Genomic DNA, 23,979 nt, shown 5'->3' with positions numbered 1-23,979 from the left:
CTTCCTCTCAGCCGATCACGCATCGACAGAGATAACGCCGCGGCGGATTTGGTCGAGTTCGATCGATTCGAACAATGCCTGGAAATTGCCGTTCCCGAAGCCCTGGTTACCCTTGCGCTGGATGATCTCGAAGAAGATCGGGCCGACCATGTTCTCGGTAAAAATCTGGAGCAGGATACCCTCCCCGGTCTCGACCGAGCCGTCGATCAGGATACGGTTGCGCCGCAGCCGCTCCAGGTCCTCGCCATGCCCCGGGACCCGCTTGTCGACGAGCTCGTAATAGGTCTCGATCGTGTCCTGCAGCCGGACACCGCGCTCGCGCAGCTTCTCGACCGTTTCGTAGATGTTGTCGGTGGTGAGGGCCAGGTGCTGGATCCCCTCGCCGTTGTATTCGCGGATGAATTCCTCGATCTGGCTGTTCTCGTCCTGGCTCTCGTTGAGCGGGATGCGGATCGCACCGTCGGGGGCGATCATCGCCTGGCTGAACAGGCCGGTGGCCTGACCCTTGATGTCGAAGAACTTCTGCTCTTCGAACCCGAACAGCCGTCCATAGAAGCTCGACCAAGACCGCATCTCGCCCCGGCGCACATTGTGGGTGAGGTGGTCCAGGATATCGAGCCCGACGGAGTTGCGTGCCTCGGCTTCCTGCCACCCAGGCACCTCTTCCCAGTTGGCGTAGAGATCGGCGCCGCTCTTGACCAAGTAGAGGTAGGACCCGCCGATGCCCTCGATCACAGCGGCATCGGGGCCGAGTGTTCCGCGTGCGGCATCGACCGCAACCGCGCCCTGAGAAATCGCATAGTCGAGCGCGGCCTTTGGATCGGCGACGCGGAAGGCCATTCCGCTTGCGGAGGGACCATGGGCAGCGCGGAATTCGGCGGCCTGGCCTTCGGGCTCAGCGTTCAGCAACAGGTTGATGCGGCCCTGCTTGTAGCGGATGACGTTTTTCGTCGGGTGCCGGTGCGCCTGCACGAAGCCCATCTGCTCGAACTGACGGCCAAGCTGCTCCGGGTCGGGCGAGGTGAATTCGCAGAATTCAAAGCCAGCAAGGCCGAGCGGGTTTGCCTGTGTCATGGGAATCCTTTCAGAAGATGGGAAGGGGGGGCGGTGCCGACGCGCTCATGTCGCAAGTTTTGCCCGCGCATAATCCTGCGTGCCGCGGTGGTAGACGTGGTCGGTGGCGAGGACCTCTTCGGTGCCGATGTCGGCCGCCTCGGACAGTTGGGCGTAGATCGGGCCGAAATCGTTGTTCAGCGTCTGGTCGAGCAGGTCCTCGAAGCTGTCGATGACGAAATAGGTCTGCTGGAAGTCGTCGATGCGGTAGCGGGTTCGCATCACGCGCTTCAGGTCGAAGCCGATCCGGTTGGGCGAGGGGTCCTCCAACGCGAAGCGGGACTCCGAGAAAGAGGAGACGATCCCGGCGCCATAGAGCTGCAGGCCGCTGCCCGCGCGGATCAGGCCGAACTCGACCGTATACCAGTAAAGCCTCGCCAGGCGGTCGATGGCGCCGGCAGCCGCAGCACGCTGACCGCCACGACCATAGGCCTGCATGTAGTCGGCAAACACCGGGTTCGCGAGCAGTGGCACATGCCCGAAGACATCATGGAAGATGTCGGGTTCCTGCAGATAATCGAGCTGATCGGGTCGCCGGATGAAGTTGCCGGCAACGAAACGACGGTTCGCGAGATGATCGAAGAACACGCTGTCCGGCACCAGCCCAGGCACTGCCACTACCTGCCAGCCGGTCGCCTTCATCAGCCGTTCGGACAGTTCCTCGAAGTCGGGAATGCCGGGCTTCGACAAGCGCAGAAGGTCGAGCCCCTGCAGGAACAATGGGGTCACTCGCCCGGGTAAGAGCTGCGCCTGGCGGTCGAAAAGACGATCCCAGGTGGCGTGATCCTCCGGCGTGTAGGATTCCCACCGCTGCGGAACGGTCCAGTCTGCGGCGGCTCCTGGAGGAGGCTTTCCTAGGTCATCGCTCATGGCAGCAGCATCTCACCGCCACGTGAAGATTGCTCGTCAATAGAAGCGGGTTTATCAATGTTTGCGAAATGAGATTACGCGTAATGGTGCATCGATGAAACAGGATCGCGTAATGGACCCGATCGACCGCCGAATCGTCCGCCTGCTGCAGGAGGACGCAACCCTCAGCAACGCAGATCTGGCCGAACAGGTCGGCGCCTCCGCCGCCTCCTGCTGGCGGCGCGTGAAGGCACTGGAAGCCGCAGGTATCCTGGGTCGCGCGGTCCGCCTGGTCGATCCCGAGGCGGTAGGGCGAGGCGTCAACGTGATGTGCAACGTCCGCATGCGCAGTCACGCGGCGGACGCGCGGCAAAGCTTCGAGGCTTTCGTGCAAACCCGGCCGGAGGTGGTGGAGTGTTTCTCCATGTCCGGCGAGTGGGATTATCTCCTGCGCATCGTCGTGGCCGACGTGCTCGACTACAACCAGTTCCTGATGCAGACGATGCTTGGCCACCCGTCGGTCGCCGGGGCGTCCTCGCACTTCGTGCTCGCGACGACGAAGTACACCACCGCGCTGCCAGTGTGATTCACACGTTCAGCGCGCCGCCCGGCGACCACTGGTTCTGCCTCAGTCGGAAGCGTTGTCGCCCGCAATCGCTGTGGCGCCTAGTTTGCGAATTTTGATGTTGCGGAAGGACACCGGTTCGCCGTGATCCTGCAGGCCGATGACGCCGCTCGGGAACACGCCAAACGACGACATCGTGGCAAATTTCGATCCGGTGACACGCTTGCGCCAGGCGTCATCGCCGTACGAGACATCCGCGGTTGGGGTGCCATTGAGCCACTGACGAATGCGGCCGGGTTCGACCAGAAGCCGCGCGTGGTTCCAGCTTCCTGCAGGGCGGGAAGCGCCCGCGGGCGGAACCGTCATGTCGTACAGCGACCCGGCACGATGGGTGGGGATTTTGCCGTCCGAATGGCCCGCGTCGTCGAGGACCTGCATCTCGAGGCCGCTTTCATACAGCTGTGTGGCGCCGGGAACGGAGCGCGCCAGGTAGAGGACTCCGCTGTTGCCGCCGGGCGCGACCTTCCAGTCCAGCGTAAGCTCAAAGGCGCCGTAGCTGTCTTTCGTCACCAGGTCCGTGCCGCTCATCTTGCCATCGGCCTTGGTGAGTTCGAGCGTCCCGTCCTTCACTTTCCAGGTCGGTGCCGGCGCACCCCCGCCAAAGGACTCCCAGCCGGAAAGATCCCGACCGTTGAACAGCAGTTCCCAGCCATTCGACCGCTCCTGCGCGGTAAGGATGTTGTGCTTGGGCTCCTGTGCGACCACCCCGGGGGCAACGGTTGCCGCTGCCAACAGTCCTACGGCAAGGGTTTTCCAGATCCGCATTCAGCCTCTCCCAACGGCTCGTTTGCCGAGCTTCGGCTTTCGATAGCACGATCTCGCGGAGGTCAACCCCATCGTCCCGCCGCACGGATGCCCAACCTCGTCGTCTCCCTCCGGTGCGACATCCTTTCCATGTCGCTCGGGCCGACAACGAAACTTCGAGGCGGCGGGCTGGTTCAACGCTTTGACATAAGCCGAACGGCTTCGATCGGTCGGCGGCATGGAAGGAAGCGACGATGAACGTGTTGATGGTACTGACCTCGCATGACACGCTCGGTGACACGGGCCGCAAGACGGGGTTCTGGCTGGAGGAGCTCGCCGCCCCCTATTACGCGTTCAAGGACGCGGGCGCCGAGGTCACCCTGGCATCGCCCAAGGGCGGGCAGCCGCCGCTCGACCCGAAGAGCAACGAACCGGATTCCCGGACGGACGAGACGCGCCGCTTCGAGGGTGACCCGGAGGCGATGGCAGCCCTGTCCAGCACCGTTCGTCTGGCGGACGTCAAGCAGGACGACTTCGACACCGTATTTTATCCCGGCGGCCACGGACCCTTGTGGGACCTTGCCGAAGATCGCCAGTCGGTCGCGCTCATCGAGGGGTTCCTGGCAGCGGGCAAGCCGGTCGCGCTCGTCTGTCACGCCCCAGGCGTGCTGCGCCATGTCCAAACCGCAGAGGGCCGTCCCCTCGTCCAAGGCAAGAAGGTAACCGGCTTCGCCAATTCCGAAGAGGAGGCGGTTGGCCTGACCCATGTGGTGCCGTTCCTTGTCGAGGACGAGCTGAAGGCGAAGGGCGGGATCTATTCGAAGGGCGCTGACTGGGCCTCGTATGTGGTCCAGGACGGCCTGCTGATCACCGGGCAGAATCCACAGTCGTCCGCGCAGACCGCGAGAACGCTGCTCGACGCACTCTGAGGCCCTGCGCCGACGAAGGGGCGTGGCGTGCCCATCAGGCGTTCGGGGTCGGGCACGCCCCATGATGTCGCTGCACAGGTGCTGCGAGGTGACGGATGGTCGATCTCGACACGGCGATATGGCTGGCACTGGGCACCGTGTACCTCGCGGTCCTGCTCCGCGCGATGCTGCTGGAGCGGCGCGAGCCCTATGCGCGCGCGGCGTGGCTTCTCCTCCTCATCGCGCTGCCCGGCATCGGCACCGTGCTCTACCTGTTATTCGGCGAGCCCTGGGTCTCGCCATCGTTTCGCAGGCGCGGGCGGGAGGCCTATGCAGCGCTGTTGCCCTACGCGCCGTCCACCTCGGCGAGCCAGCCGCCCGAATGGGCGAGAAACGCGTTCCGCACCTGCGAAGCGGCAAGCCGATGGGGGCTCGCTACCGGCAACATGGCGCATGTCGCGCCTGGACCGGACGCCGCAATCGACGCGGTCGTCGCGGACATCGACGCGGCGACGCGCACCGTTCATCTCTCCTTCTACATCTGGCTGAGCGACCATAACGGACTGAAGGTCCTCGATGCCGTATGCCGCGCGGCAAGGCGCGGGGTGCTCTGCCGCATCGTCGCCGATGCGATCGGGTCCCGTGCTCTCATCCGCTCCCCCCATTGGGCACGGATGGAGGAAGCCGGTGCGCATCTGTGCGCATCGCTGCCGGTTCCGCTCGGGCTCGGCTTCCTCGCTGGCCACCGCACCGACCTGCGCAACCATCGCAAGATCGTGGTGGTCGATGGCGGGATCACCTGGTGTGGCAGCCAGAACTGTGCCGACCCGGCGTTCCTGCCCAAGCGTCGATACGCGCCCTGGGTCGACATCCTCATCCGGTACGAGGGGCCGGTCGCGCGCCAGGCAGAGCTGATTTTCGCTTCGGCCTGGATGACCGAAACCGGCGAAGACATGCGTCCCGTGCTATCCGCCGATCCGCCGGCTCCTCTGGCGGGCGGGTTTGCGGCGATCGCGGTCGGGACGGGTCCGTTGTCGCATCATTCAACGATGACCAACATCTTCGTCGCGGTTCTGGCTGCGGCCCAGACACGAGCGGTGATCACGACCCCCTATTTTGCCCCGGACCCGCCGTTGCTCGACAGCATCATCGCCGCCGCGCGCCGCGGAGTGGAGCTCAGCATCGTCTTCCCCAACCGGAACGACAGCTGGATCACCGGGGCAATCAGCCGCGCTTATTATCCTGTGTTGGCCAAGGCCGGCGTCCGTATCTACGAGTTTCGCGGCGGCTTGCTGCACGCCAAGACCTTGTTGGTGGACGACACATTGGCGCTCGTCGGTTCCGCGAACATGGACCGCCGCAGCCTCGACCTCAACTTTGAGAACAACATCTTGTTTGAATCCCGCGCGCTTGCCCTTGAGGTCAGCGCGCATCAGCGTCGCTGGCTTGCAGCTTCGACGGAGATCGACCACGGCGGTGTCGCAGCGCGCTCGCTGCCCCGGCGGTTCGTCGACAACCTCCTGACGACCGCGGCACCTTTGTTCTGACGTGGGCGGTCAGCGTTGCGCAGCACCGGAGGGCCCTAAGCGTCCGCAAATGATATGCGACACCTTGTAGTTCGAGGCGCGTCAACGTGCGTAACAGCATGAAATGCATCTGTTACTGGTGCTTGACCGCCGAAGGTTTCCCCCGGCAGAAGAAAATGCGTGACTGAACAAGCGAAACGCAAGCGTGCTGGCCGAAAGGCCGAGCAGCGCGCTGAGATGATCGAGCAGATCCTGGATGCCGCGGAGGAACTATTCTCTCGGCATGGGTTGTACGGCGTTACGCTCAACGACGTTGCGCTCAAGATTGGCGTGCACCGAACGCTTCTCAATTACTATTTCACCGACAAAAAAGCACTGTTTGACGCCGTCTTCGCGCGCCGTGCCGTGGTCACGAGCGAAACCCGCATGCGCGCGCTCGACGAGTATGAAGCGGCCTGCGGCGGGACGCCCACGGTGGAAGGCGCGCTGCACGCCTTCCTCGACACCGACCTCGATCTCTACATTCAGGGCGGGGACGGCTGGAAGAACTATGCCGCGCTCGGGGCGCAGGTTGCCAACACTCCCGAATGGGGCGCCGACCTGATGGACGGCTATTTCGATCCCGTGGTTCTCCGCCTGATCGACATCCTTCGGCGCGCGATGCCGGATTGCAGCCCCGAGGACATCTTTTGGGGCTATCACTTCGTCACCGGCGCGCTGATGCTCACGCTCGCGAGGACCGGGCGTATTGACAAGCTGTCGGGGGGGCTTTGCCGCTCCGAGGACTTCGTCGCGGTCAAGCAGCGCATGGCGCAGTTCATGGCAGCCGGATTCCGCGCAATCTGCGACGGGAAAAAGGGGCCCCATGCTCCGTTTCCCGACCTCGCGATCTAGGGGCGGCTTCTCACAACCCTAAGGGCGGTACCGAACCCCCCGGTTCATTTGTGGGCGAGGAGCAGCGTTTGCTCCGCAAGAAACTCACGCTCGCGTGAGTTAATGTTGACATGGCGTTGCTCGGGATGGCACCAAGGCCGTGGGAGCGGACGCAAAAGTCCGCCTCATTAGGAGAGAGAGCATGCGGGGATTGTTGTGCGCATCGGTATGCGCGAGTGCGTTCTTGAATGTCCTAGCGCCGGCAGTGGCCCATTCGCAGAGCGCCGCGACCAACCCGGTGCAGCCATCAACCCAGGAAGAGGCTTCCGATCCGGCCAGCCAGGTCGACCGTGCGGAGCGGCAGGACATGGCGGAAGGGGGCGAGATCCTGGTGACCGCTACCCGGCGCGAAGAGCGCATCCAGGACGTCCCGATCAGCGTGACCGCTTTCCAGCAGGGCGAATTGACGCGCAAGGGCATCGTCGGCTTCGAGGGCGTGGCGCGCGAAACCCCCGGCGTGGTCCTCAATCGTCCGACGCAGAACTTCAACAACTTCACCGTCCGCGGCATCGCCACGAATGGCTATGGTGCCAACCTGCAGAGTACGGTTGCGGTCTATCTGGACGAGCTTCCCGTCTCGACCATTGGCAACACGACGGTTGTCGATCCCAACCTGTTCGACGTCGAGCGGGTAGAGTTCCTGCGCGGTCCCCAGGGTACCCTGTTCGGTTCCGGCTCCCTCTCGGGCGCAATGCGCATCCTCACCAAGAGCCCCGACCTCGGCCATTTCGATCGGTCGGCGTTGGTGGATATCGGCCTTACCGGGTCGGACTCCCTGCGTCAGCGCTATAACGCGATGGTCAACGTGCCGATCATCGACGACAAGCTCGCGATCCGCGCCGCCGGCTTCTACCGGCATGAGGAGGGCTATCTCGACAACGTCGGCACCGGCGTCCACAACTCGAACACGCTCGTCGACTATGGGGGGCGCGTCATCGCTCTGTGGAAGCCCAACGATCGGCTTTCGATCCGCCTGCTCGGCTCGTACGAAAACAGCGATCCCAAGGACTCCTCGCTGACCAGTCCGTCGCTCGGTCGCGAAAACCGCATCTCCGATCAGCCGGACCGGTTCACGGGTAAGCAGACCATCCTGAACGCCACGATCGACTATGATCTGGGTTTTGCGAAGTTCACCAGCTCCAGCACCTATTCGGATTTCGACCAGCGGTTCTGGGCAGATCTCGCCAACACCTTTGGCGGCGCCATCGCCTTTGGTCTGGATGCAAACGCCTATGACAAGGTGTTCGTGGAGGAGGCACGCCTCGCCTCCAGCTTCGACGGACCGCTCCAGTTCGTGGTCGGCGGCTTTTACCTGAACCGCAGGCGCGACGTTGACTATTTCTACCGTTCGTCGCTCCCCTTTCTCGAGACGGCCGGCATCACCGGCCTTCCCGACCAATATTACCAGAAGCAGTATACGCACCAGAAATCGACCGAGCTCGCCGGCTTCGGTGAGGTCACCTACCGGTTCTCCGACCGCTTTTGGCTGACCGGCGGCGTGCGCTACGGCCAGATCACCGCCCAGGGCTTCACCGAAGAGGGCGGCTACAACAGCGACTATTTCGTCGCTGCGCTTTCAGGCCGCCGCGGCCCCCTCACCCTGGTGCCGTATGCGGCCGAGACAGGCGTAAAGGCCAAGGGCTCGAAGCCTTCATGGAAGGCGAGCGCCAGCTACAAGCCCACTGAAGCCATCACGACCTACGCAACCTTCGCTACCGGCTATCGCGGCCCCGTCGTGAACGCGTTCGCCGGCCGGGGAAGCACGGTCAATCCCAACGACATCGTCATCCCGTATGGCGCGTCGTCGGACGACCTGAAGAGCTACGAGGTGGGGGCGAAGGGTCGTTGGCTCGACGGGCGGGTGACGATCAACGCCGCCGCCTATTGGATCGACTGGAGCAATATTCAGGTCCAAGCTAACCGCATCTCGGACTCCGTGCAGTTCGCGACCAACGTTGGCGCGGCGCGCAGCCGCGGGTTCGAAGTCGAGATGGCGATCATCCCGGCAACCGGCTTCAACATCGGTCTCAACGCGGCGTACAATGATGCCAAGATCACCCAACTGACCCCGGAAGAGGCGGCGATCTCGGGCGCGGTGCTCGGTCATCGCCTGTCCGCACCGCGCCTCCAGGGTTCGACCTACGTCTCCTACGGCTTCGCGTTGGGGGCCGACACCACCGCCAACCTCGCGGTCAACGCGCAATATGTCGGTTCGTACAACAGCTCCTTCCCCAATGTCGCGGGAAGTCCGGGGCAACGCCTGCCGACGTTTGGCGAGACGGACGAGTATGTGAACGTCAACCTCACCGCGGGCGTCAGCCGTGGGTCGTGGACCGGGCAGCTCTACGTCGAGAACCTCACCGACAACCACTCCATCACGTATATCCATCCGGAGGCGTTCTTCGCGAGCCGCTTCGGCACCCTGCGGCCCCGCACGGTGGGCCTGCGGATCGGCTACGGCATCTGATCGATGGCGAAGGTCTCTTCTCAGGCTTCGGGTGTGACTGGGGCGATGGCGGCTCCGGCCGGCGCCCCTGCCACCCGGCGCGCCTGGTTCGTGCTGGCGGTGCTGTGCTTCGTCTATGTGCTGAACTTTCTCGACCGGCAGCTTCTGTCGATCCTGGCGAAGCCGATCCGGGACGAATTGGGGCTGACGCACGGGCAGATTGGCCTGATCAGCGGCCTCTATTTCGCGCTGTTCTACTGCGTCATCTCGATCCCCGTTGCCTGGTTCGCCGATCGCGCGAACCGGGTGCGGGTCGTGTCCTTCGCCTGCGCGCTCTGGAGCGCGGCAACGGTCGCTTGCGGGTTCGCGGCGAACTATGGCCAGCTAGCCGGCGCCCGCATGACGGTGGGCGTGGGCGAAGCGGGTGGCGTGCCGCCGTCCTACGCGATCATCTCCGACTATTTCCGGCCCGGTACCCGTGGCACGGCGCTCGGGCTCTACAATCTGGGGCCGCCGATCGGGAACGCGCTGGGCGTCGCCTTCGGCGCCTCGATCGCCGCAGCCTATAGCTGGCGCGACGCCTTTTTCGTGCTGGGCGCGGTGGGCGTCGTCACTGCCATCTTCGTTTATTTCACCGTTCGCGAGCCGGTCCGCGGTGGGCTGGATGTCGCAGAGCCTCAGCCCGTCCATACCGTTGCTGCGGCAAAAGCGCCGTTCCTGGCGACCTGCCGCATGTTCTTTTCTCGCCCGGTGCTGTTGCTGGTGGCGCTCGCCACCGGCGCCAATCAGTTCATTACCTATGCGACAGCGAATTTCACCACTCTCCTCCTGATGGAGGAGAAGGGGATGACGCTGGAGCAGGTGGCGATCTGGTATGCGCTGCTGGTTCTGGTCTCGATGGGCGGAGGCATCTTCCTGGCGGGCCGGCTCGTCGATCGCTTCGTGGGGCGGGACAAGCGCGCCTATGCCCTGATCCCCGCGATCGGCCTGGTCGTGGCGGCGCCGCTCTTCGTCGCCTTCGTCGCGGCCCCGGGCTGGCAGATGTCGATGCTGTTCCTGATCCTGCCGATGGGGCTCAACTACTTCTACCTCTCGCCCGCCGTTGCGCTGGTGCAGGAAGAGGTGCGGCCGAACGAGCGTGTCATGGCGGGCGCCCTGCTGCTGCTGGTCATGAACCTGATCGGTCTGGGCCTTGGGCCGACTTATCTCGGTGCGGCGAGCGACTGGTTCAAATCCGCGGGCTATGAACACCCGCTGCAGGCGGCCTTTTACACCTTGGTCCCATTCTATGCCGTGGCAGTGCTGCTGTTCATGGCGCTGGCGCGCGCGATCAAGCGCGCGCAACAACTTGCCGGGGAACGTTGATGCGGATTCTGTTGCGCCTGGGTGCGCTCGCATGCGCGGCGCTGCCCACCATCTCCGCAGCGACGGCGGGACCGATCGTTCGCGCCCCGGCCGGGGCAGTCGAGGGCAGCCGTTCGGGCAAGACCGACGTTTTTCGCGGCATCCCCTTCGCGGCGCCGCCGGTCGGCCCGTTGCGGTGGAAGGCACCGGCGGCCTTTCCCGACTGGCAGGGCGTCCGCAAGGCGGAGCGGTTCGGCGACGCCTGTGTGCAGCCGCGGCCCAAGGTTGCCAGCATCTATGCCAATCCGCCCGAGCGGATGAGCGAGGACTGCCTGGTCCTCAACGTCTGGGCGCCCCGCAACGCGCGCAAGCTGCCGGTGGTCGTGTGGATCCACGGCGGCGCTCTCTCCGGCGGCTATGGGCATGAACGCTATGTCGAGGGTGCCCGGATGGCCGAGCAGGGGGGCGTGGTGGTTATCACGATCAACTACCGCCTCGGCGTCCTCGGCTATCTCGCCCACGAGAGCCTGAGCGCCGAGACGCCCGAGGGAACGTCCGGTAATTACGGCCTTCTCGATCAGATCGCGGCCTTGCGCTGGGTTCAGCGCAACATCGGCGCCTTTGGTGGCGATCCGGACAATGTGACCATCGCGGGCGAATCCGCGGGCGCACTCAGCGTCATGTACCTGATGGCGGCGCCGCCCGCACGCGGCCTGTTTCACAAGGCGATCGCCCAGAGCGCCTATATGATCTCCACCCCGGAGCTGCGCAGCGCCCGCCACGGCGCCCCGTCGGCTGAGGCGGAGGGCGCACGGGTGATGGCGGCGCTCGGCGCGCCCGACATTGCCGCGCTGCGTGCGATACCGGCTGAGGACGTCCTCGAAAAGGCGACGGCCGCGGGCTATGCGCCGTGGGGGACGATCGACGGCAAGCTGCTGCCGCGCCAGTTGGTCGAGACCTTCGACCGCGGGGAGCAGGCGCCGGTTCCGCTTCTCGCCGGCTTTAACAGCGGCGAGATCCGATCCTTGCGCTTCCTGCTGCCGCCCGCGCCCGCCAGCGCGGCAGACTATGAGAAGACGATCCGCAGCCGCTACGGCGACCTGAGCGATGCGTTCCTGCAGCTCTATCCCTCGAGTAACGTGGCGGAGAGCATGCTCGCGACGACGCGGGATGCGCTCTATGGCTGGACGGCAACCCGGCTGATGATCAAGCAGACGGCGGTGCGCCAGCCCGCGTATCTCTATTACTTCGACCACGGCTATCCAGCCGCCCAGGAAAACGGTCTTCACGGCTTCCATGCGGCAGAGATCCCCTATGTCTTCGGGACTGCCGCAGATACGCCGCCTGCCTGGCCGAAGATCCCCGATACTGCGGCCGAACGGCGCTTCTCGCGCGCAATGATGCAGTATTGGACGTCCTTCGCGCGCTCGGGCACGCCGGTTGCGGAAGGTCAGCCGGCTTGGCCTGCCTATGGCGACGGGGCCCACTACATGGCGTTCGGGAACAAGCCGCGTCCCGGCACCTATTTGCTGCCCAACATGTACGCGCTCCACGAAGCGGCGATGTGCCGCAGGCGCGCGGCCGGGGACCAGCCGTGGAACTGGAACACCGGCATCGTCTCTCCGGTACTTGCGAAGGCTGCGGCGTGCCGATGATCGACGGAACCATGCAGGACTTTCCCCTGACGCTGGACCGGTTCCTCGACCATGCCGCGAAATGGCATCCGCAGGCCGAGGTCGTGACGGCGCGCGGGGACGGCGGGGTGGATCGCGTGGGCTATGCCGGACTTCGCGAGCGTGCCGTCCGCATCTCCGGCGTACTCGCGGATGCTGGAGTGCGTTTTGGTGACCGGGTGGCGACACTCGCGTGGAACACCCAGGCGCATGTCGAGGCGTGGTACGCGATCATGGGCATGGGTGCGGTGTGCCACACCCTCAATCCCCGCCTGACGGCTGAGCAACTCGCGGGGATGCTGGACCAGTCGCAGGCGCGCATCCTGATCGTCTGTGGCGACCTGCTCCCCTTGGCGCTCGCGGTCGCGGGTCGGACCGGCATCGTCCCGCGCGTGCTGGTGATCGACGGAGCGCTTCCCGAAGAAGCGATCGCGACGCCACGCGTCGATGCGCTCGACGCCCTTGTGGCGGAAAGCGAGGCCGAGGACGCACCCTGGGGCGGCTTCGACGAGCGCACCCCCGCCGGGCTCTGCTTCACTTCAGGCACGACCGGACCACCCAAGGGCGTCACCTACACCCACCGCTCCAGCTTTCTTCACACGCTGCGCACGCTTCATACCGATGTAATGGCGATCTCCGGCCGCGATTCGGTGCTCGTTGCGGTGCCCATGTTTCATGCGAATGCCTGGGGCCTGCCCTTTGCGGCACCGGCGTCCGGCGCGAAGCTGGTCCTGCCGGGACGATCCAACGACGGCGCCAGCCTCGCGCGGTTGATCCTGTCGGAGGGGGTGACGGTCGCGGTCGGCGTTCCGACTGTCTGGCTCGGGCTGGTCGAGCATCTGGAGGCGATCGGCGGCGATCTCCCGACCCTCCGGCGGATCATCGTCGGCGGCGCGCCGATGGCGCCCGCTCTGATGGAGCGGCTGGAGGCCCGGCTCGGCGTCACGGTGCAGACCAGCTGGGGCATGACTGAATTGTCACCATCCGGCACCGTCGCGGTGCCGGAGGATCCCGATCGCTCGCCTGCTGCCTCTGGAAAGCCGGCGATCGGCGTCGACCTGCTGCTGACGGATGCCAACGGGACGCCCCTTCCCGAGCAACGCGGCGTCGAAGGGCATTTGCGCGTCCGCGGGGCAGCGGTGGTGTCCCGCTATTTCGGACAGGAAACGGACGCGACGGATGCGTCCGGATGGTTCCCGACCGGGGATCTCGCGCGCATCGACGAGCGCGGCAATCTCTTTATCACTGGGCGAGCCAAAGACCTCATCAAGTCGGGCGGGGAGTGGATCAACCCGGCAGAGATCGAGGCGTGCATCGGTGCGCTTCCCCAGATTTCGCAAGCTGCCGTGATCGGGCGCCCGGACGCCAAATGGGGCGAGCGGCCGATCCTCCTTGTCGAATTGCGCGAGAAGGAAAGCATCAGCGACGAAGCGCTGCTGGGGGCGCTGCGCGGGCGGGTGGCCTCCTGGTGGATCCCGGACGCCGTGATCCGTCTGCCCACCATGCCGCTCGCGGCGACCGGCAAGATCGACAAGGTCCAGCTGAGGCGCCAACACGGGTAACCAACCGCGCAGGAAGACAGTGGCCCGTCCAAGACACTAACTAACGCGACAGTGAACACTCCTGGCAGAGCGGAAGCCTGCCCGGCGATAGGAGCAAGCAATGGAACTGACCGGTAGGACCGCAATCGTAACTGGTGCCGGGGGTGGGCTGGGACGGGAGCACGCGTTGTACCTCGCCCGGCAGGGAGCACGGGTCGCCGTGAACGACGTTTCGCTCGACAGCGCGTCCGCAGTCGCGGCCGAGATCGAGGCCGCGGGCGGAGAGTCCATGGCGATCGCCGGGTCGGTCACGGATGAAGCCGCGGTCGAGCGGATGGTCGCTGCTGTCAAGCAAGACTGGGGACGCATCGACATCCTGGTGAACAATGCCGGCATCCTGCGGGACAAAAGCTTCGCCAAGATGACCATGGCTGATTTCCGGCTGGTGGTGGACGTCCATCTGTTCGGTGCCGCGATCTGCTCCAAGGCCGTGTGGGAGACCATGCGGGAGCAGCAATACGGGCGCATCGTCATGACGACCTCCTCCTCCGGCCTCTACGGTAACTTCGGCCAAGCCAATTACGGTGCTGCCAAGATGGCGCTGGTCGGACTGATGCAGACGTTGGCGATCGAGGGGGCGAAGTACGGAATCCGTGTGAACGCGCTGGCCCCGACGGCGGCAACGCAAATGACCAAGGGAGTGCTCTCCGACGACAGTCTCGACGTGCTGAACCCGGCGCTGGTCAGCCCCGCCCTGCTCCCGCTGGTAGGAGAGGAGGCGCCGACCCGTGCCATCGTCTGCGCCGGGGCAGGGCATTTTGCTGCCGCCCATGTCACGCTGACGCAGGGCATCCAGGTCGGGAGCGGCCCCGACGCCGGCGAAATCCTGATCCAGCGTTGGGCGGAGGTGGTCGACCGCGCGGACGAGATGATCCCGCCCTATGGCTTTTTTCAGGCGGAGCGCGAGGTCGCCTGCGCCCAGGCTGCTTCCACGGTTGCGGTGGAGCTGTTGTGATGCGTGAGGCGGTCATCGTTTCCACGGCGCGGTCCCCCATCGGCCGGGCCTATCGGGGCACACTCAACAACACGCCGTCGACAGCGCTTGCGGCGCACGCAATCCGCGCCGCTGTAGAGCGCGCGCGGGTGGACCCCGGTGCGGTCGAGGATTGCCTGATCGGCTGTTCGTTGCCGCAGGGTTATCAGCAGACCATCGGGCGCACGGCCGCGCTGCGCGCGGGCCTGCCCGTCACGGTGGCGGGCATGACGCTCGACCGGCAATGCTCCTCCGGGTTGATGACGATCGCTACCGCTGCGAAGCAGGTGATCGTCGATCAAATGGACGTTATCGTCGCTGGCGGCGTGGAGTCGATCTCGCTCGTCCAGACCGCGGATTTGCGGATCGACCAGGATTCCGTCCTCCGCGCGATGCATCCCGACATGTACATGGCGATGCTGGACACTGCGGAGACCGTCGCCACCCGCTACGGCATCTCGCGGGAAGCGTGCGACGGCTATGCCCTCCAGTCGCAGCAGCGCACCGCCGCCGCCCAGGCGGCGGGCCGTTTCGACGCGGAGATCGTGCCGATCCGGGTGATCGCCAAATTGTCGCCCAAGGGCGGCGAGGAGCCGAGCTTTCGCGAAGCCCTCTTGGATCGCGACGAAGGCAATCGCCCTGAGACAAGCCTTGAGGGTCTGGCCGCCTTGAAGACGGTCGTGGCAGGCGGCACCGTAACCGCAGGCAACGCCAGCCAGCTTTCCGACGGCGCGTCGGCGTGCGTCGTGATGGAAGCGAAGCTGGCAGAGCGCCGCGGCCTGCAGCCGCTGGGCCGCTATGTCGGCATGGCGGTCGCGGGCACGAAGCCGGACGAGATGGGGATCGGCCCGGTCTTCGCCGTGCCGCGGCTGCTCGAGAAGTTCGGGCTCACCATGGCCGACATCGGCCTATGGGAACTCAATGAGGCATTCGCGGTGCAGGTGCTCTATTGCCGCGATCGCCTGGGAATCCCCGACGAGTTGCTCAACGTCAACGGCGGCGCGATTTCGATCGGCCATCCCTATGGAATGTCGGGCGCACGCATGGTTGGGCACGCGCTGATCGAAGGAAAGCGGCGTGGCGCCCGCTATGTGGTGGTCACGATGTGCGTCGGGGGAGGCATGGGCGCAGCAGGGCTGTTTGAGGTCTACTAGGTCGGAGTGTCATCCAAGTCGATGGACCGACGACGTCGCTTCACTTGCAGGACGATCGCGCTGGTTTGCGTGCGAAAGCAGCCATCTTCGTGCAACTGACGCGAAGGGATCGCCGCAGACTGCTCCCCCTTCGCCGCTCATCTGGCAGCGAAGGGGGCTGCAGAGAGCCTTCGCTTTGGTTCTGGGGGTGGCGTGTCGACCGGATCGATCGCCACCTTATCCTAGAGCAAGACCTTCTCGATGGCTTTGGTCAGACGGGGATCCCGGCCGCTGGCACTGGCGCCGACAATAACCTCGATCGGCTTGCCGGTGCGGTCGAAGACGAGAACGCGTGGTACGGCTAGCTGGTCCAACCGGGTTAGCTTCAAAAAGTCTTCCGCGGCCAGCATCGTCAAACCAAGCTGTTCGGCGCCGGTTTCGCGGAGGAATTCGGGTCCTTTGACGCGCTCAACCTCGGGAGTGCCGATGTTCAGGTACACGATGTTGAGTTTGCTCCCATATTCCGTGCTCAGCCCTGCCAGCTCACGCGCTTCGATCTTGCACGGAATGCACCAGCTCGCCCATGCGGCAATAACGGTGGGCGTCCCGACGGGCGCTATCGTTGCGAGCGACGTCTCTGCCTTGCCTGCCGGCCGGACCTTGATCGGCCCGATTTCGGTGAGTGGCATCGGGAGCGTGCTCGCCATCTTTTTCGATTCTGCGGCGAGTTTCGCCTTTTCTGCTGGCGTGAGCTTTGCGAGTTTTGCCTCCATCTCGGCGACCTTTTTGGCCAACTCCGGGTCCTGATTGATCGCTTCCTTGGCCTTCGCAGCGTGTTCATCGACGGTTGGCTCGGCTTGGCGATCGCAAGCCGAGAGGCAGGCGCAGGAACCGGCAAGCATCATGTAGAAAACAACTTTGCGCATGCTAACTCCCCATCGCATTTCTGCAGCGTGCCGCATCTCTCACGTTTCGTGTCGCCCGGCCCGCGTCGCCAAGGAAGCTGTTTTAACGACCGATGTCCATAGCGAGACTGGGATGAATATTGCCGCGGGTTCACCTAGGCATTCCTCCGAAACGGCTGGTTGTGCGAAGTCGAACGCGGTACAGCTAGATCATGTTTAAATCCCTTGCCGTCGCGCTCGTCTTGCTTCCTTATGCCAGCTTCGCCGCGGACCCCGCGCTAGCGCCTGGGAACTGGGACGTCACTTCTACCACCGTTGAGCTTTCGGTTCCGGGGTTGCCGGGGTTCGTGGCGCGGATGATGAAGGGCAAGTCCAAGAAGGAGCGCAAGCGCATCTCCGCGGGGCAGGGGGTCGAGGCCCTTCTCGCGCCGGATCCAAAGGCGCGCTGCCGCGTCGATGTCCAGCACGTCGCGAGTGGCAAGTACGACCAGACCCTCCTTTGCCCGCAGAAGGAGGGCGAGCCGATGCGGGTCGTTCGGTCGGGCACCTATGACACCAACGGGTTTGTAGGACGGGCAACGGTTAGCGGGAATACCGCCAAGGGTCCGCTTCGGATCGTGATGGACCAGCGCGCCGCACGCGCGGGCGACTAGCCGGCGCACGGACCGGAGCGCATGCTGGAGATCGAGGGGGTTTCGCACCTCTATCCCGACGGTACCCGGGCGCTCGATGGCGTAACTTTGTCCGTTCGGCGCGGGCTGTTCGGGCTTCTGGGACCGAACGGAGCAGGCAAGTCGTCGTTGATGCGGGTCGCCGCAACGCTGCAGAGGCCGACGGAGGGGTGCGTTCGGTTCGACGGGATTGATGCGCTTGCACATCCCCGGGCGCTTCGGCTTCGGCTAGGCTATCTGCCGCAGGATTTCGGCGTTTATCCCGGGGTGTCGGCCCAGGCGTTATTCGACCAGATCGCGGTGCTGAAAGGCATCACCCAGCGCGGCGAGCGCCAGGACCTGGCCGAGCGGCTGCTCCGGCTGGTGAACCTGTGGGACGTGCGCGATCGGTCGGTGTCGAGCTTTTCCGGAGGAATGCGCCAGCGTTGGGGGGTGGCGCAGGCGCTGATCGGCGACCCGGACCTGCTCATCCTCGATGAGCCGACCGCCGGACTGGACCCCGCGGAACGCAATCGCTTCCACGAATTGCTGTTCAGCCTTGGTGAGGCGGCGGTCGTGATCGTTTCCACGCACATCGTGGACGATGTGGCCGACCTTTGTGGGGACGTCGCCGTGCTCGCAGGTGGCCGGGTGCTGGCCCATGACGCCCCGGCCCGGCTTGCTGCGGCGCTGGATGGGAGGGTTTGGCGCGGGCCGGCCGAGGCCGATGCCGCGGGCGGGACAATCCTGTCGCGGCGGCTGTCGGCCGGACGACTATCCGTGCGGGTCCTCGCCGATGCGCAGCCCGGGCCGCAGTTCGAACCTGTCACAGCTACGCTGGAAGACGCGTATTTTGCGGTGATCGGGCAAGCGGGGCCATCGCGGGCGTGATTGCGCGCCTCGCCTTCCACGAGCTTCGTCAGCAACTGGGTGGGCGCGTGTTCTGGATCGTGTTCGCGGTCTCGGTGCTGATGGTCGCGGGGGCGATGGCGATCGACGAGTTGCGTGTGGGGCTCGCCGAGGAGGGCGCGCGCACCGGCGTCGCTGCGATCGCCCGGATGCACCTCGTCTGGACGCTGTTCTTCCTGTTCACCGCCGCCGCATTCGTCGGCGAGGCCGCTGTGCGGGACGATGTGACGGGCTTTGCCGGCATCGTCCGGGCAAGCCCGGCGGACCCCCGGGATTACGCGCTAGGACGGTTCCTGGGCGCCTTGGGGGCGGTGCTCCTGTGCTTCCTCTCCGTGCCCGCCGCGATGGCGAGCGCTGGCGCGGTGCTGGGGGCGGGCGCCGGGCCGGCAACCGCGCACCTGTTCGCGTTCTTCGTGCTGGCGTGCCCCAATCTCCTCCTTGCCTCGGCCCTGTTCTTCGCGCTCGCGTCGGTCACCCGGTCCATGACGGGCTGCCTGCTCGGAGCGGCGGGATTGCTCACGATCTATGGGCTGGGCGGCAGTCACGACGGCGGCTGGTCAGGCGTGGTCGAACCGTTCGGCTTCGCCGCCCTGGCCGCGGTCACGCGCGGGTGGAGCGTGGCACAGCAAGACATGACCGTGCCGCCACTCGGCGGCGCGTTGCTCGCAAACCGGTTGCTGTGGCTCATGATAGCGGCGGGCCTGATCGCGGTCGGAACCTGGTATGCCGGAGGCGACAGCCGGCGGCGCGCGGCCGCACGCGCGACGCCAGAAGGCGCAGGCGACCACGTCGATCCCGCGCAACCTGCCGAGGAACGGCAGACGCCAGTGCCGCGGCAAGTCCGCTCCGGATGGTTGATCGTTGCCGCCCAGATGCAGGTGCGGACCCTGTTCGAAGCGCGGCAGGTGATCCTGACGCCCGTCTTTGCGGTGCTGCTGTTGATGGGACTGGCCGCCGCTGCGGCCGCTGCGAGCCGCGTCACCGGGACGGCGGCGACGATAGCGGCGCTGGCGCAGTCGTTTCAGCTGGTGCCGGTGGTGGTCGCGCTGTTCTTTGCCGGCGAGTTATACTGGGCCGAGCGCGAGCAGAATGTCGCGTCCCTTGTCGCCGCCACGCCAGCGGGCCGGGCCGTGCTGCTGTTGCCAAAGCTCCTCGCTCTGGGGCTGGTCCTCCTGCTGCTGGCGCTGGCGAGCGCGGCCGCCGGCGCGGCCACCGAGGTCGCGACCGGACAGCGGCCCGCGCTGGCGAACTATCTGGCGTGGTACTTATTCCCCAAGACCTATGATTGGCTGCTGGTCGGCGTCCTGGCGTTCTTCCTCCAATCCCTTGCCCCGAACAAACTCGCTGGGTGGGGATACATGGTCTTCTACCTCATCGGCTCGCTCGCGCTCACGAAGCTCGGCTGGGACGATCCGCTCTACCGGTACGGCAGCTACCCCGGGGCGCCGCTCCCGCCAGCGCTCAGCGGCGCGCACGCAGTAGGGTGGTACAGGCTGGGATGGGGAAGCGTCGCCGCGGTGATGATCGTAGTCGCCTGCCGGGAACGCGGTTCGGGAACTTGGGCGTTCCGTCGCGCCAATGCCTAGATGCAGGCGCGCCTATCGGGTACCGAATAGTCCGATGGACGTCGTCCCTGGACCCGGAGCAACCCGTCATTCCCGATTTGGCTCGCAGATGATAACGACCGTTAACGTTCTTTCGGCACGTGCCCTCCTAGTAAGGGGATCATGAGAAGCATCCTCTCTCGACTGCGGCAGATTCGGCGTTCCGATGAGGCAATGCCCGACCACGTCCGGGCCGTGCTCGTCACCTCTCTCTACGCTTCTCCGGAATCGCTGGTGATCGGTGCGATAACCAGCGGCGGCATCGCCGTGATCGTAGCGGCCGCGAGCGGCGATCCATGGCTCATCGTCTGTGCCGCATTGATCGCCGGGGTGGCGGTGGCCCGGATCGTGGGGGTGCTACGGCCCGCCGCGGTAAAGGTCGAACGCCCCGAACGCCCGGGGGCGGGTCGGTGGGAGGTGTATTACCGTCTCGGGGCGTTCTTCTATGCGGGATTGCTCGGGCTGTTCGGTCTGCTGACGCTTTCCCGCACGGAAGACGGCGTGCTGCAGCTCCTCTCCGTCACCACCGCGATCGGCTATGCCGCCGGCATTGCCGGGCGGAACGCGGGCCGGCCGATGATCGCCCTGTCGCAACTCTGTCTCGCGGCATTACCGCTCTCTGTCGGGCTGTTCCTGGAGGCCGATCCGCTCAAGGCGGCGATGGGCGTCGTCATCATGCTGTTCGTGCTGGCGATGATGGACATCACCCTCCAGACCTATGAGATGATCTTGAAAGCCACGGTCTCTGCCGAAGAAAAGGCCGCGCTCGCTGAACGCAACGCGGAGATCGCACGGCGGGATGACCTGACCGGCGTCTCCAACCGCACGGCCTTCCTCGAGAAGTTCGAACGGCAGCTGGCGGGTTCCGAGGGCCGGGGCCGGCTTCTCTCCCTTCACTGGCTGGACCTTGATCGCTTCAAGGAGGTCAATGACTCCCTGGGGCATCTCGCCGGCAACGCCCTGCTCGTAGAGGTGGCTTCGCGGCTCATGGCCGAGTTCGGCGCGGAGGGCATCGTTGCCCGCCTGGGCGGCGATGAGTTCGCCATCGTTCGGGCAGTGGATGTAGAGGCGGACGCGGAGCCGATTGCGCAACGGATTTTGAGCCTCGTCGCACAACCTGTTGAGTTCCGGGGAAGACGGCTCCACGTCAGCGCCTCCGTCGGGGTCGCGGTCGCACCTCCCGGAGAGGCCGATGCGGACACGCTGCTGAAGAACGCGGACCTCGCCCTCTATCGCGCAAAGGAAGATGGCCGGAATACCTATCGCGTCTATGCGCCTGAGATGGACGAGAAGCTCGAGCGCCAGCGCCAAGTGGGTGCAGAGCTGCACGGCGCCCTGGCGCGGCGTGAGTTCAGCCTCCACTTCCAGCCGATCTTCGATCTAGAGACGGACGAGATCCTGTCGTGCGAAGCCCTGCTTCGCTGGGAGAACAGGCGGCTTGGGACTGTTTCCCCCGCGGAGTTCATCCACATCGCGGAAGAAAGCGGGCTGATCGTCGAGATCGGCGGCTGGGTGCTGCGAGAGGCGTGTCGGATCGCCAGTGCTTGGCCACCGCACGTCCGAGTGGCCGTGAACCTCTCCCCGATCCAGCTGCAATCCGCCAATCTGCTGACCGTCATCATGACCGCCCTTAGCGAGAGCGGCCTCCCTGCGGAGCGGCTCGAGCTCGAGGTGACGGAGTCCGTGCTGCTGTATGATATCGAGGCGTCGCTGGCCGTGTTGAACGCCATCAACCGCATGAACGTGGCGACGACCCTGGACGATTTCGGCACCGGCTATTCGTCTTTGAGCTACCTCACCAAATTCCCATTCCAGAAGCTCAAGATCGATCGCTCCTTCATCGTCGATCTCGATGAGCACCCGGCGCACGCAGCCATTGTGCAGACGGTTGTCGAGCTCGCGACCACGCTTGGAATGCATACGGTGGCGGAAGGCATCGAGACTCCGGAACAGCTTGAGCAACTGCGCCGTACGCGGTGCACGGCGGGGCAGGGCTTTCTGCTCGGACGGCCGATGCCGGCAAGCGTGGTGGCATCCATGCTTGCCGGCAATGCGGCGCGGCAACGGGCTTAGGTGCCGGCGGGCTGATGCCGCGACTGGGCCTTCTCCAGCAGGCGGGTTTGCGCGGCGACCAGTCGCCGCATCAGCTTCAGGTCCGCGTCACTCAGGCGCAACGCCGCATCGGCCCACAGGTCCACTACGGCCTCGAGCTCCGCTAGCGTCAGCGGGTTCACGGCTCGAGACGCCTCATAGATGGCGCAGTGCCCGCTGTGGCGCCGGCGGTTCTGCCGGATATAGTCCTCGGCCACCTTTCGACCCTCGCCGGGTTCTGCCAGGGCGTGCACGATGCCGAGATCGTACATCTCCTCGGCAGAGTAATTCCGGCCGCTGAGGATCATCTGCTCGGCCCGGGCGGCACCGAGGCGCCGCGACAGGAAGCAATGCGCCCCCATGCCGGGGAAAAGCCCGAACACCGTCTCGGGCAGGCCGAAACTGCTTCCCCGCTCTGCGATGACCACGTTGAACGACAGCAGTGCCTCGAAACCGCCGCCCAAGGCGTCGCCCTGTACCAGGCCGATGGTGACGATCGGGAGATTGAGGCCCAGCATGTTCCGGTGCAGGATCTGGACGCACGCCCGCCCGTATCGGACAAGCGCTTCGCGATTGCCTTCGTTGATGTGGCTCGCGAAAAGATCGAGATCACCGCCCAGGGAGAACACCCCCGGGAAATGGGACCCCAGCACCACATAGCGGATGGGCAGTGTGCCGGTTACGCAGGCCTGCTCGATATCGGCCTGCCATTGGCCGAAGTCCGCCAGAAGCCCGGGATTGAAGCTCGGACGTCGTGCCGGGGTCATGTAGGTCCACAGCGCCTCGTGCGCGGGGTCGAAGCTGGACGCGAGTTGCTGCTGGTCGAACAGCCTGCGGTTCGCGTCCGCATCGGGCATTCCTGGAACGAAACTACGTTCCAGGCTTCCGGCCGGTGCGTTCGTAAGTCCGACGTTTCCCGGCAGGATCGAGGGATAGGCTACGGTCATGTGTATTCTCCTTCGGTGCGCAGCACTGCGCTGCGCGACGAAGGTAAATCCTCACCCCTTCACATTTATTCGGCAGTTATTACGCTGCGGTTTCTCCACCAGAATGAACTCAGGCCAAGGCGACCGCGCAAAACAGCCTTGCCCCTGACACCGGTTTCCAATAGCCATGGCGTCGAGATGCAGAAGGGCTTTTGTCGATGAGCGGGGACGAGGCGGTCGCGCGGGCCTTTGTTGAGGCACGGCGTGCGGGCATGCCGCTCGCGGCTTATCCGGGTACGCCGCCGACCACGCTTGCGGACGCGTACCGCATTCAGGATCGAGCGATTTCGCTGCGCGGCGGTGTGATCGCGGGTTGGAAGGTCGGCCGGGTTCCGGCGCCGTACAGTGGCGCACTGGGGGTGCCGCGACTCGCCGGGCCGATTTTCGCGGACCAGATCCGAAGCGCCGGCAGTGACGGAAAGGCCGATGCGGGCGCTCTGCCGGTGATCCCCGGTGGCTTTGGTGCCGTGGAAGCGGAGTATCTGTTGCGTATCGGCCGTTCGCCGCGCCCGGGCTCGCGGCGTATCTCGCTGGACGAGGCCGTCGAGCTGGTGGACGCGGTGCATGTCGGGTTCGAGATCGCGAGCTCACCCTATGCGGGGATCAATGCGGACGGGCCGCTGGTCACGATCAGCGACTTCGGTAATCATAATGCGCTGCTGATCGGGGCGCCGGTGGCGGAATGGTCGAACCGGGCATTTGAGGACTGGAACGTTGCGACCTTTGTCGACGGCACCTGCGTCGGCGAGGCGAGCGCACGCACGATGCTCGACGGCCCGTTCGGCGCGGTCGCGTTCCTGGTCGAAAGCCTGGGCGCACGCGGGCGGACGCTGGAGCCGGGGCAGTGGGTCTCGTCTGGCGCGGTAACCGGCGTGCATCCGGTGGCCGTCGGCGCGCGCGTGGAAGCACGGTTTGGAGACCTTCGGGTGAGCGGCACGGTAGACGCCGCCGCCCGGTAGGAGAGCA

Annotated in this window: 20 protein-coding genes; 15 read left to right on the top strand and 5 right to left on the bottom strand. The window is 65.4% G+C overall.

Translation table 11 applies throughout. From position 1 onward, the window contains the following. Window positions 1-15 precede the first annotated feature (15 nt). Window positions 16-1,074, bottom strand: coding sequence for a 4-hydroxyphenylpyruvate dioxygenase (hppD, locus tag QP045_RS09885; protein ID WP_422514816.1), 1,059 nt, complete (start codon window positions 1,072-1,074; stop codon window positions 16-18). Window positions 1,075-1,119: 45 nt separating this feature from the next. Then, window positions 1,120-1,983: a phenylalanine 4-monooxygenase gene (gene phhA / locus QP045_RS09880; protein WP_422514815.1), complete on the bottom strand. Its 864-nt coding sequence runs from the start codon at window positions 1,981-1,983 to the stop codon at window positions 1,120-1,122. Window positions 1,984-2,077: 94 nt separating this feature from the next. Between phhA and QP045_RS09875 the strand changes: the two genes are divergently transcribed. Further along, window positions 2,078-2,548, top strand: a complete 471-nt coding sequence (locus tag QP045_RS09875) for an Lrp/AsnC family transcriptional regulator (RefSeq protein ID WP_422514814.1) — start codon at window positions 2,078-2,080, stop codon at window positions 2,546-2,548. Window positions 2,549-2,590: 42 nt separating this feature from the next. On the opposite strand, the gene QP045_RS09870 is transcribed toward QP045_RS09875, so the two are convergent. Next, on the bottom strand, window positions 2,591-3,352 hold the full coding sequence (locus QP045_RS09870; RefSeq protein WP_422514813.1) for a 3-keto-disaccharide hydrolase: 762 nt from the start codon (window positions 3,350-3,352) through the stop codon (window positions 2,591-2,593). Between the two features lie 233 nt (window positions 3,353-3,585). Between QP045_RS09870 and QP045_RS09865 the strand changes: the two genes are divergently transcribed. From QP045_RS09865 to QP045_RS09825, 9 genes are all read left to right on the top strand, one after another. Continuing rightward, a complete protein-coding gene (locus QP045_RS09865; RefSeq protein WP_422514812.1) occupies window positions 3,586-4,260 on the top strand; it encodes a type 1 glutamine amidotransferase domain-containing protein in 675 nt (224 codons plus the stop codon). A 95-nt stretch (window positions 4,261-4,355) separates the two neighbouring features. Beyond that, window positions 4,356-5,786: a cardiolipin synthase gene (gene cls, locus QP045_RS09860; protein WP_422514811.1), complete on the top strand. Its 1,431-nt coding sequence runs from the start codon at window positions 4,356-4,358 to the stop codon at window positions 5,784-5,786. A 216-nt stretch (window positions 5,787-6,002) separates the two neighbouring features. Then, window positions 6,003-6,659 (top strand): TetR/AcrR family transcriptional regulator, encoded by a 657-nt coding sequence (locus QP045_RS09855; protein ID WP_422514810.1) that lies wholly within the window; start codon window positions 6,003-6,005, stop codon window positions 6,657-6,659. A gap of 244 nt (window positions 6,660-6,903) precedes the next feature. Beyond that, window positions 6,904-9,165 (top strand): TonB-dependent receptor, encoded by a 2,262-nt coding sequence (locus QP045_RS09850; protein WP_422514809.1) that lies wholly within the window; start codon window positions 6,904-6,906, stop codon window positions 9,163-9,165. A 3-nt stretch (window positions 9,166-9,168) separates the two neighbouring features. Further along, a complete protein-coding gene (locus QP045_RS09845) occupies window positions 9,169-10,509 on the top strand; it encodes a spinster family MFS transporter (RefSeq protein WP_422514808.1) in 1,341 nt (446 codons plus the stop codon). Next, the gene (locus QP045_RS09840) at window positions 10,509-12,143 is read left to right on the top strand and encodes a carboxylesterase/lipase family protein (RefSeq protein ID WP_422514807.1); all 1,635 of its coding nucleotides are present in this window, start codon (window positions 10,509-10,511) and stop codon (window positions 12,141-12,143) included. The genes QP045_RS09845 and QP045_RS09840 overlap by 1 nt, the downstream gene beginning before the upstream one ends. Window positions 12,144-12,154: 11 nt before the next feature. Next, entirely contained in the window at window positions 12,155-13,723 is a 1,569-nt protein-coding gene (locus tag QP045_RS09835) for a long-chain-fatty-acid--CoA ligase (protein WP_422514806.1), read from the top strand. A 100-nt stretch (window positions 13,724-13,823) separates the two neighbouring features. Then, on the top strand, window positions 13,824-14,717 hold the full coding sequence (locus QP045_RS09830; protein WP_422514805.1) for an SDR family NAD(P)-dependent oxidoreductase: 894 nt from the start codon (window positions 13,824-13,826) through the stop codon (window positions 14,715-14,717). After that, window positions 14,717-15,889, top strand: a complete 1,173-nt coding sequence (locus QP045_RS09825; RefSeq protein WP_422514804.1) for an acetyl-CoA C-acyltransferase — start codon at window positions 14,717-14,719, stop codon at window positions 15,887-15,889. The genes QP045_RS09830 and QP045_RS09825 overlap by 1 nt, the downstream gene beginning before the upstream one ends. 221 nt (window positions 15,890-16,110) lie before the next feature. On the opposite strand, the gene QP045_RS09820 is transcribed toward QP045_RS09825, so the two are convergent. Then, entirely contained in the window at window positions 16,111-16,794 is a 684-nt protein-coding gene (locus QP045_RS09820) for a TlpA disulfide reductase family protein (protein WP_422514803.1), read from the bottom strand. 191 nt (window positions 16,795-16,985) lie between these two features. Between QP045_RS09820 and QP045_RS09815 the strand changes: the two genes are divergently transcribed. From QP045_RS09815 to QP045_RS09800, 4 genes are all read left to right on the top strand, one after another. Continuing rightward, complete coding sequence (locus QP045_RS09815) at window positions 16,986-17,426, top strand: DUF3617 domain-containing protein (protein ID WP_422514802.1); 441 nt, start codon at window positions 16,986-16,988, stop codon at window positions 17,424-17,426. Window positions 17,427-17,447: 21 nt separating this feature from the next. Then, a complete protein-coding gene (locus tag QP045_RS09810) occupies window positions 17,448-18,314 on the top strand; it encodes an ABC transporter ATP-binding protein (protein WP_422514801.1) in 867 nt (288 codons plus the stop codon). Continuing rightward, complete coding sequence (locus tag QP045_RS09805; protein ID WP_422514800.1) at window positions 18,311-19,918, top strand: ABC transporter permease; 1,608 nt, start codon at window positions 18,311-18,313, stop codon at window positions 19,916-19,918. Before QP045_RS09810 ends, QP045_RS09805 begins: the two co-directional genes overlap by 4 nt. Window positions 19,919-20,110: 192 nt before the next feature. Continuing rightward, a complete protein-coding gene (locus QP045_RS09800) occupies window positions 20,111-22,009 on the top strand; it encodes a putative bifunctional diguanylate cyclase/phosphodiesterase (RefSeq protein ID WP_422514799.1) in 1,899 nt (632 codons plus the stop codon). Here the strand turns inward: QP045_RS09800 and QP045_RS09795 are convergent. Continuing rightward, entirely contained in the window at window positions 22,006-22,974 is a 969-nt protein-coding gene (locus QP045_RS09795; protein ID WP_422514798.1) for a crotonase/enoyl-CoA hydratase family protein, read from the bottom strand. The genes QP045_RS09800 and QP045_RS09795 overlap by 4 nt on opposite strands. 197 nt (window positions 22,975-23,171) lie before the next feature. Here QP045_RS09795 and QP045_RS09790 point away from each other — a divergent pair, with 197 nt between their 5' ends. Continuing rightward, window positions 23,172-23,972, top strand: coding sequence for a 2-keto-4-pentenoate hydratase (locus tag QP045_RS09790; protein ID WP_422514797.1), 801 nt, complete (start codon window positions 23,172-23,174; stop codon window positions 23,970-23,972). The last annotated feature ends 7 nt before the right edge of the window (window positions 23,973-23,979 follow it).

The sequence above is a fragment of the Sphingomonas sp. 3-13AW genome, assembly GCF_049311085.1.
Taxonomy (GTDB): domain Bacteria; phylum Pseudomonadota; class Alphaproteobacteria; order Sphingomonadales; family Sphingomonadaceae; genus Sphingomonas.
This window is presented reverse-complemented; position numbering and strand designations above follow the sequence as displayed.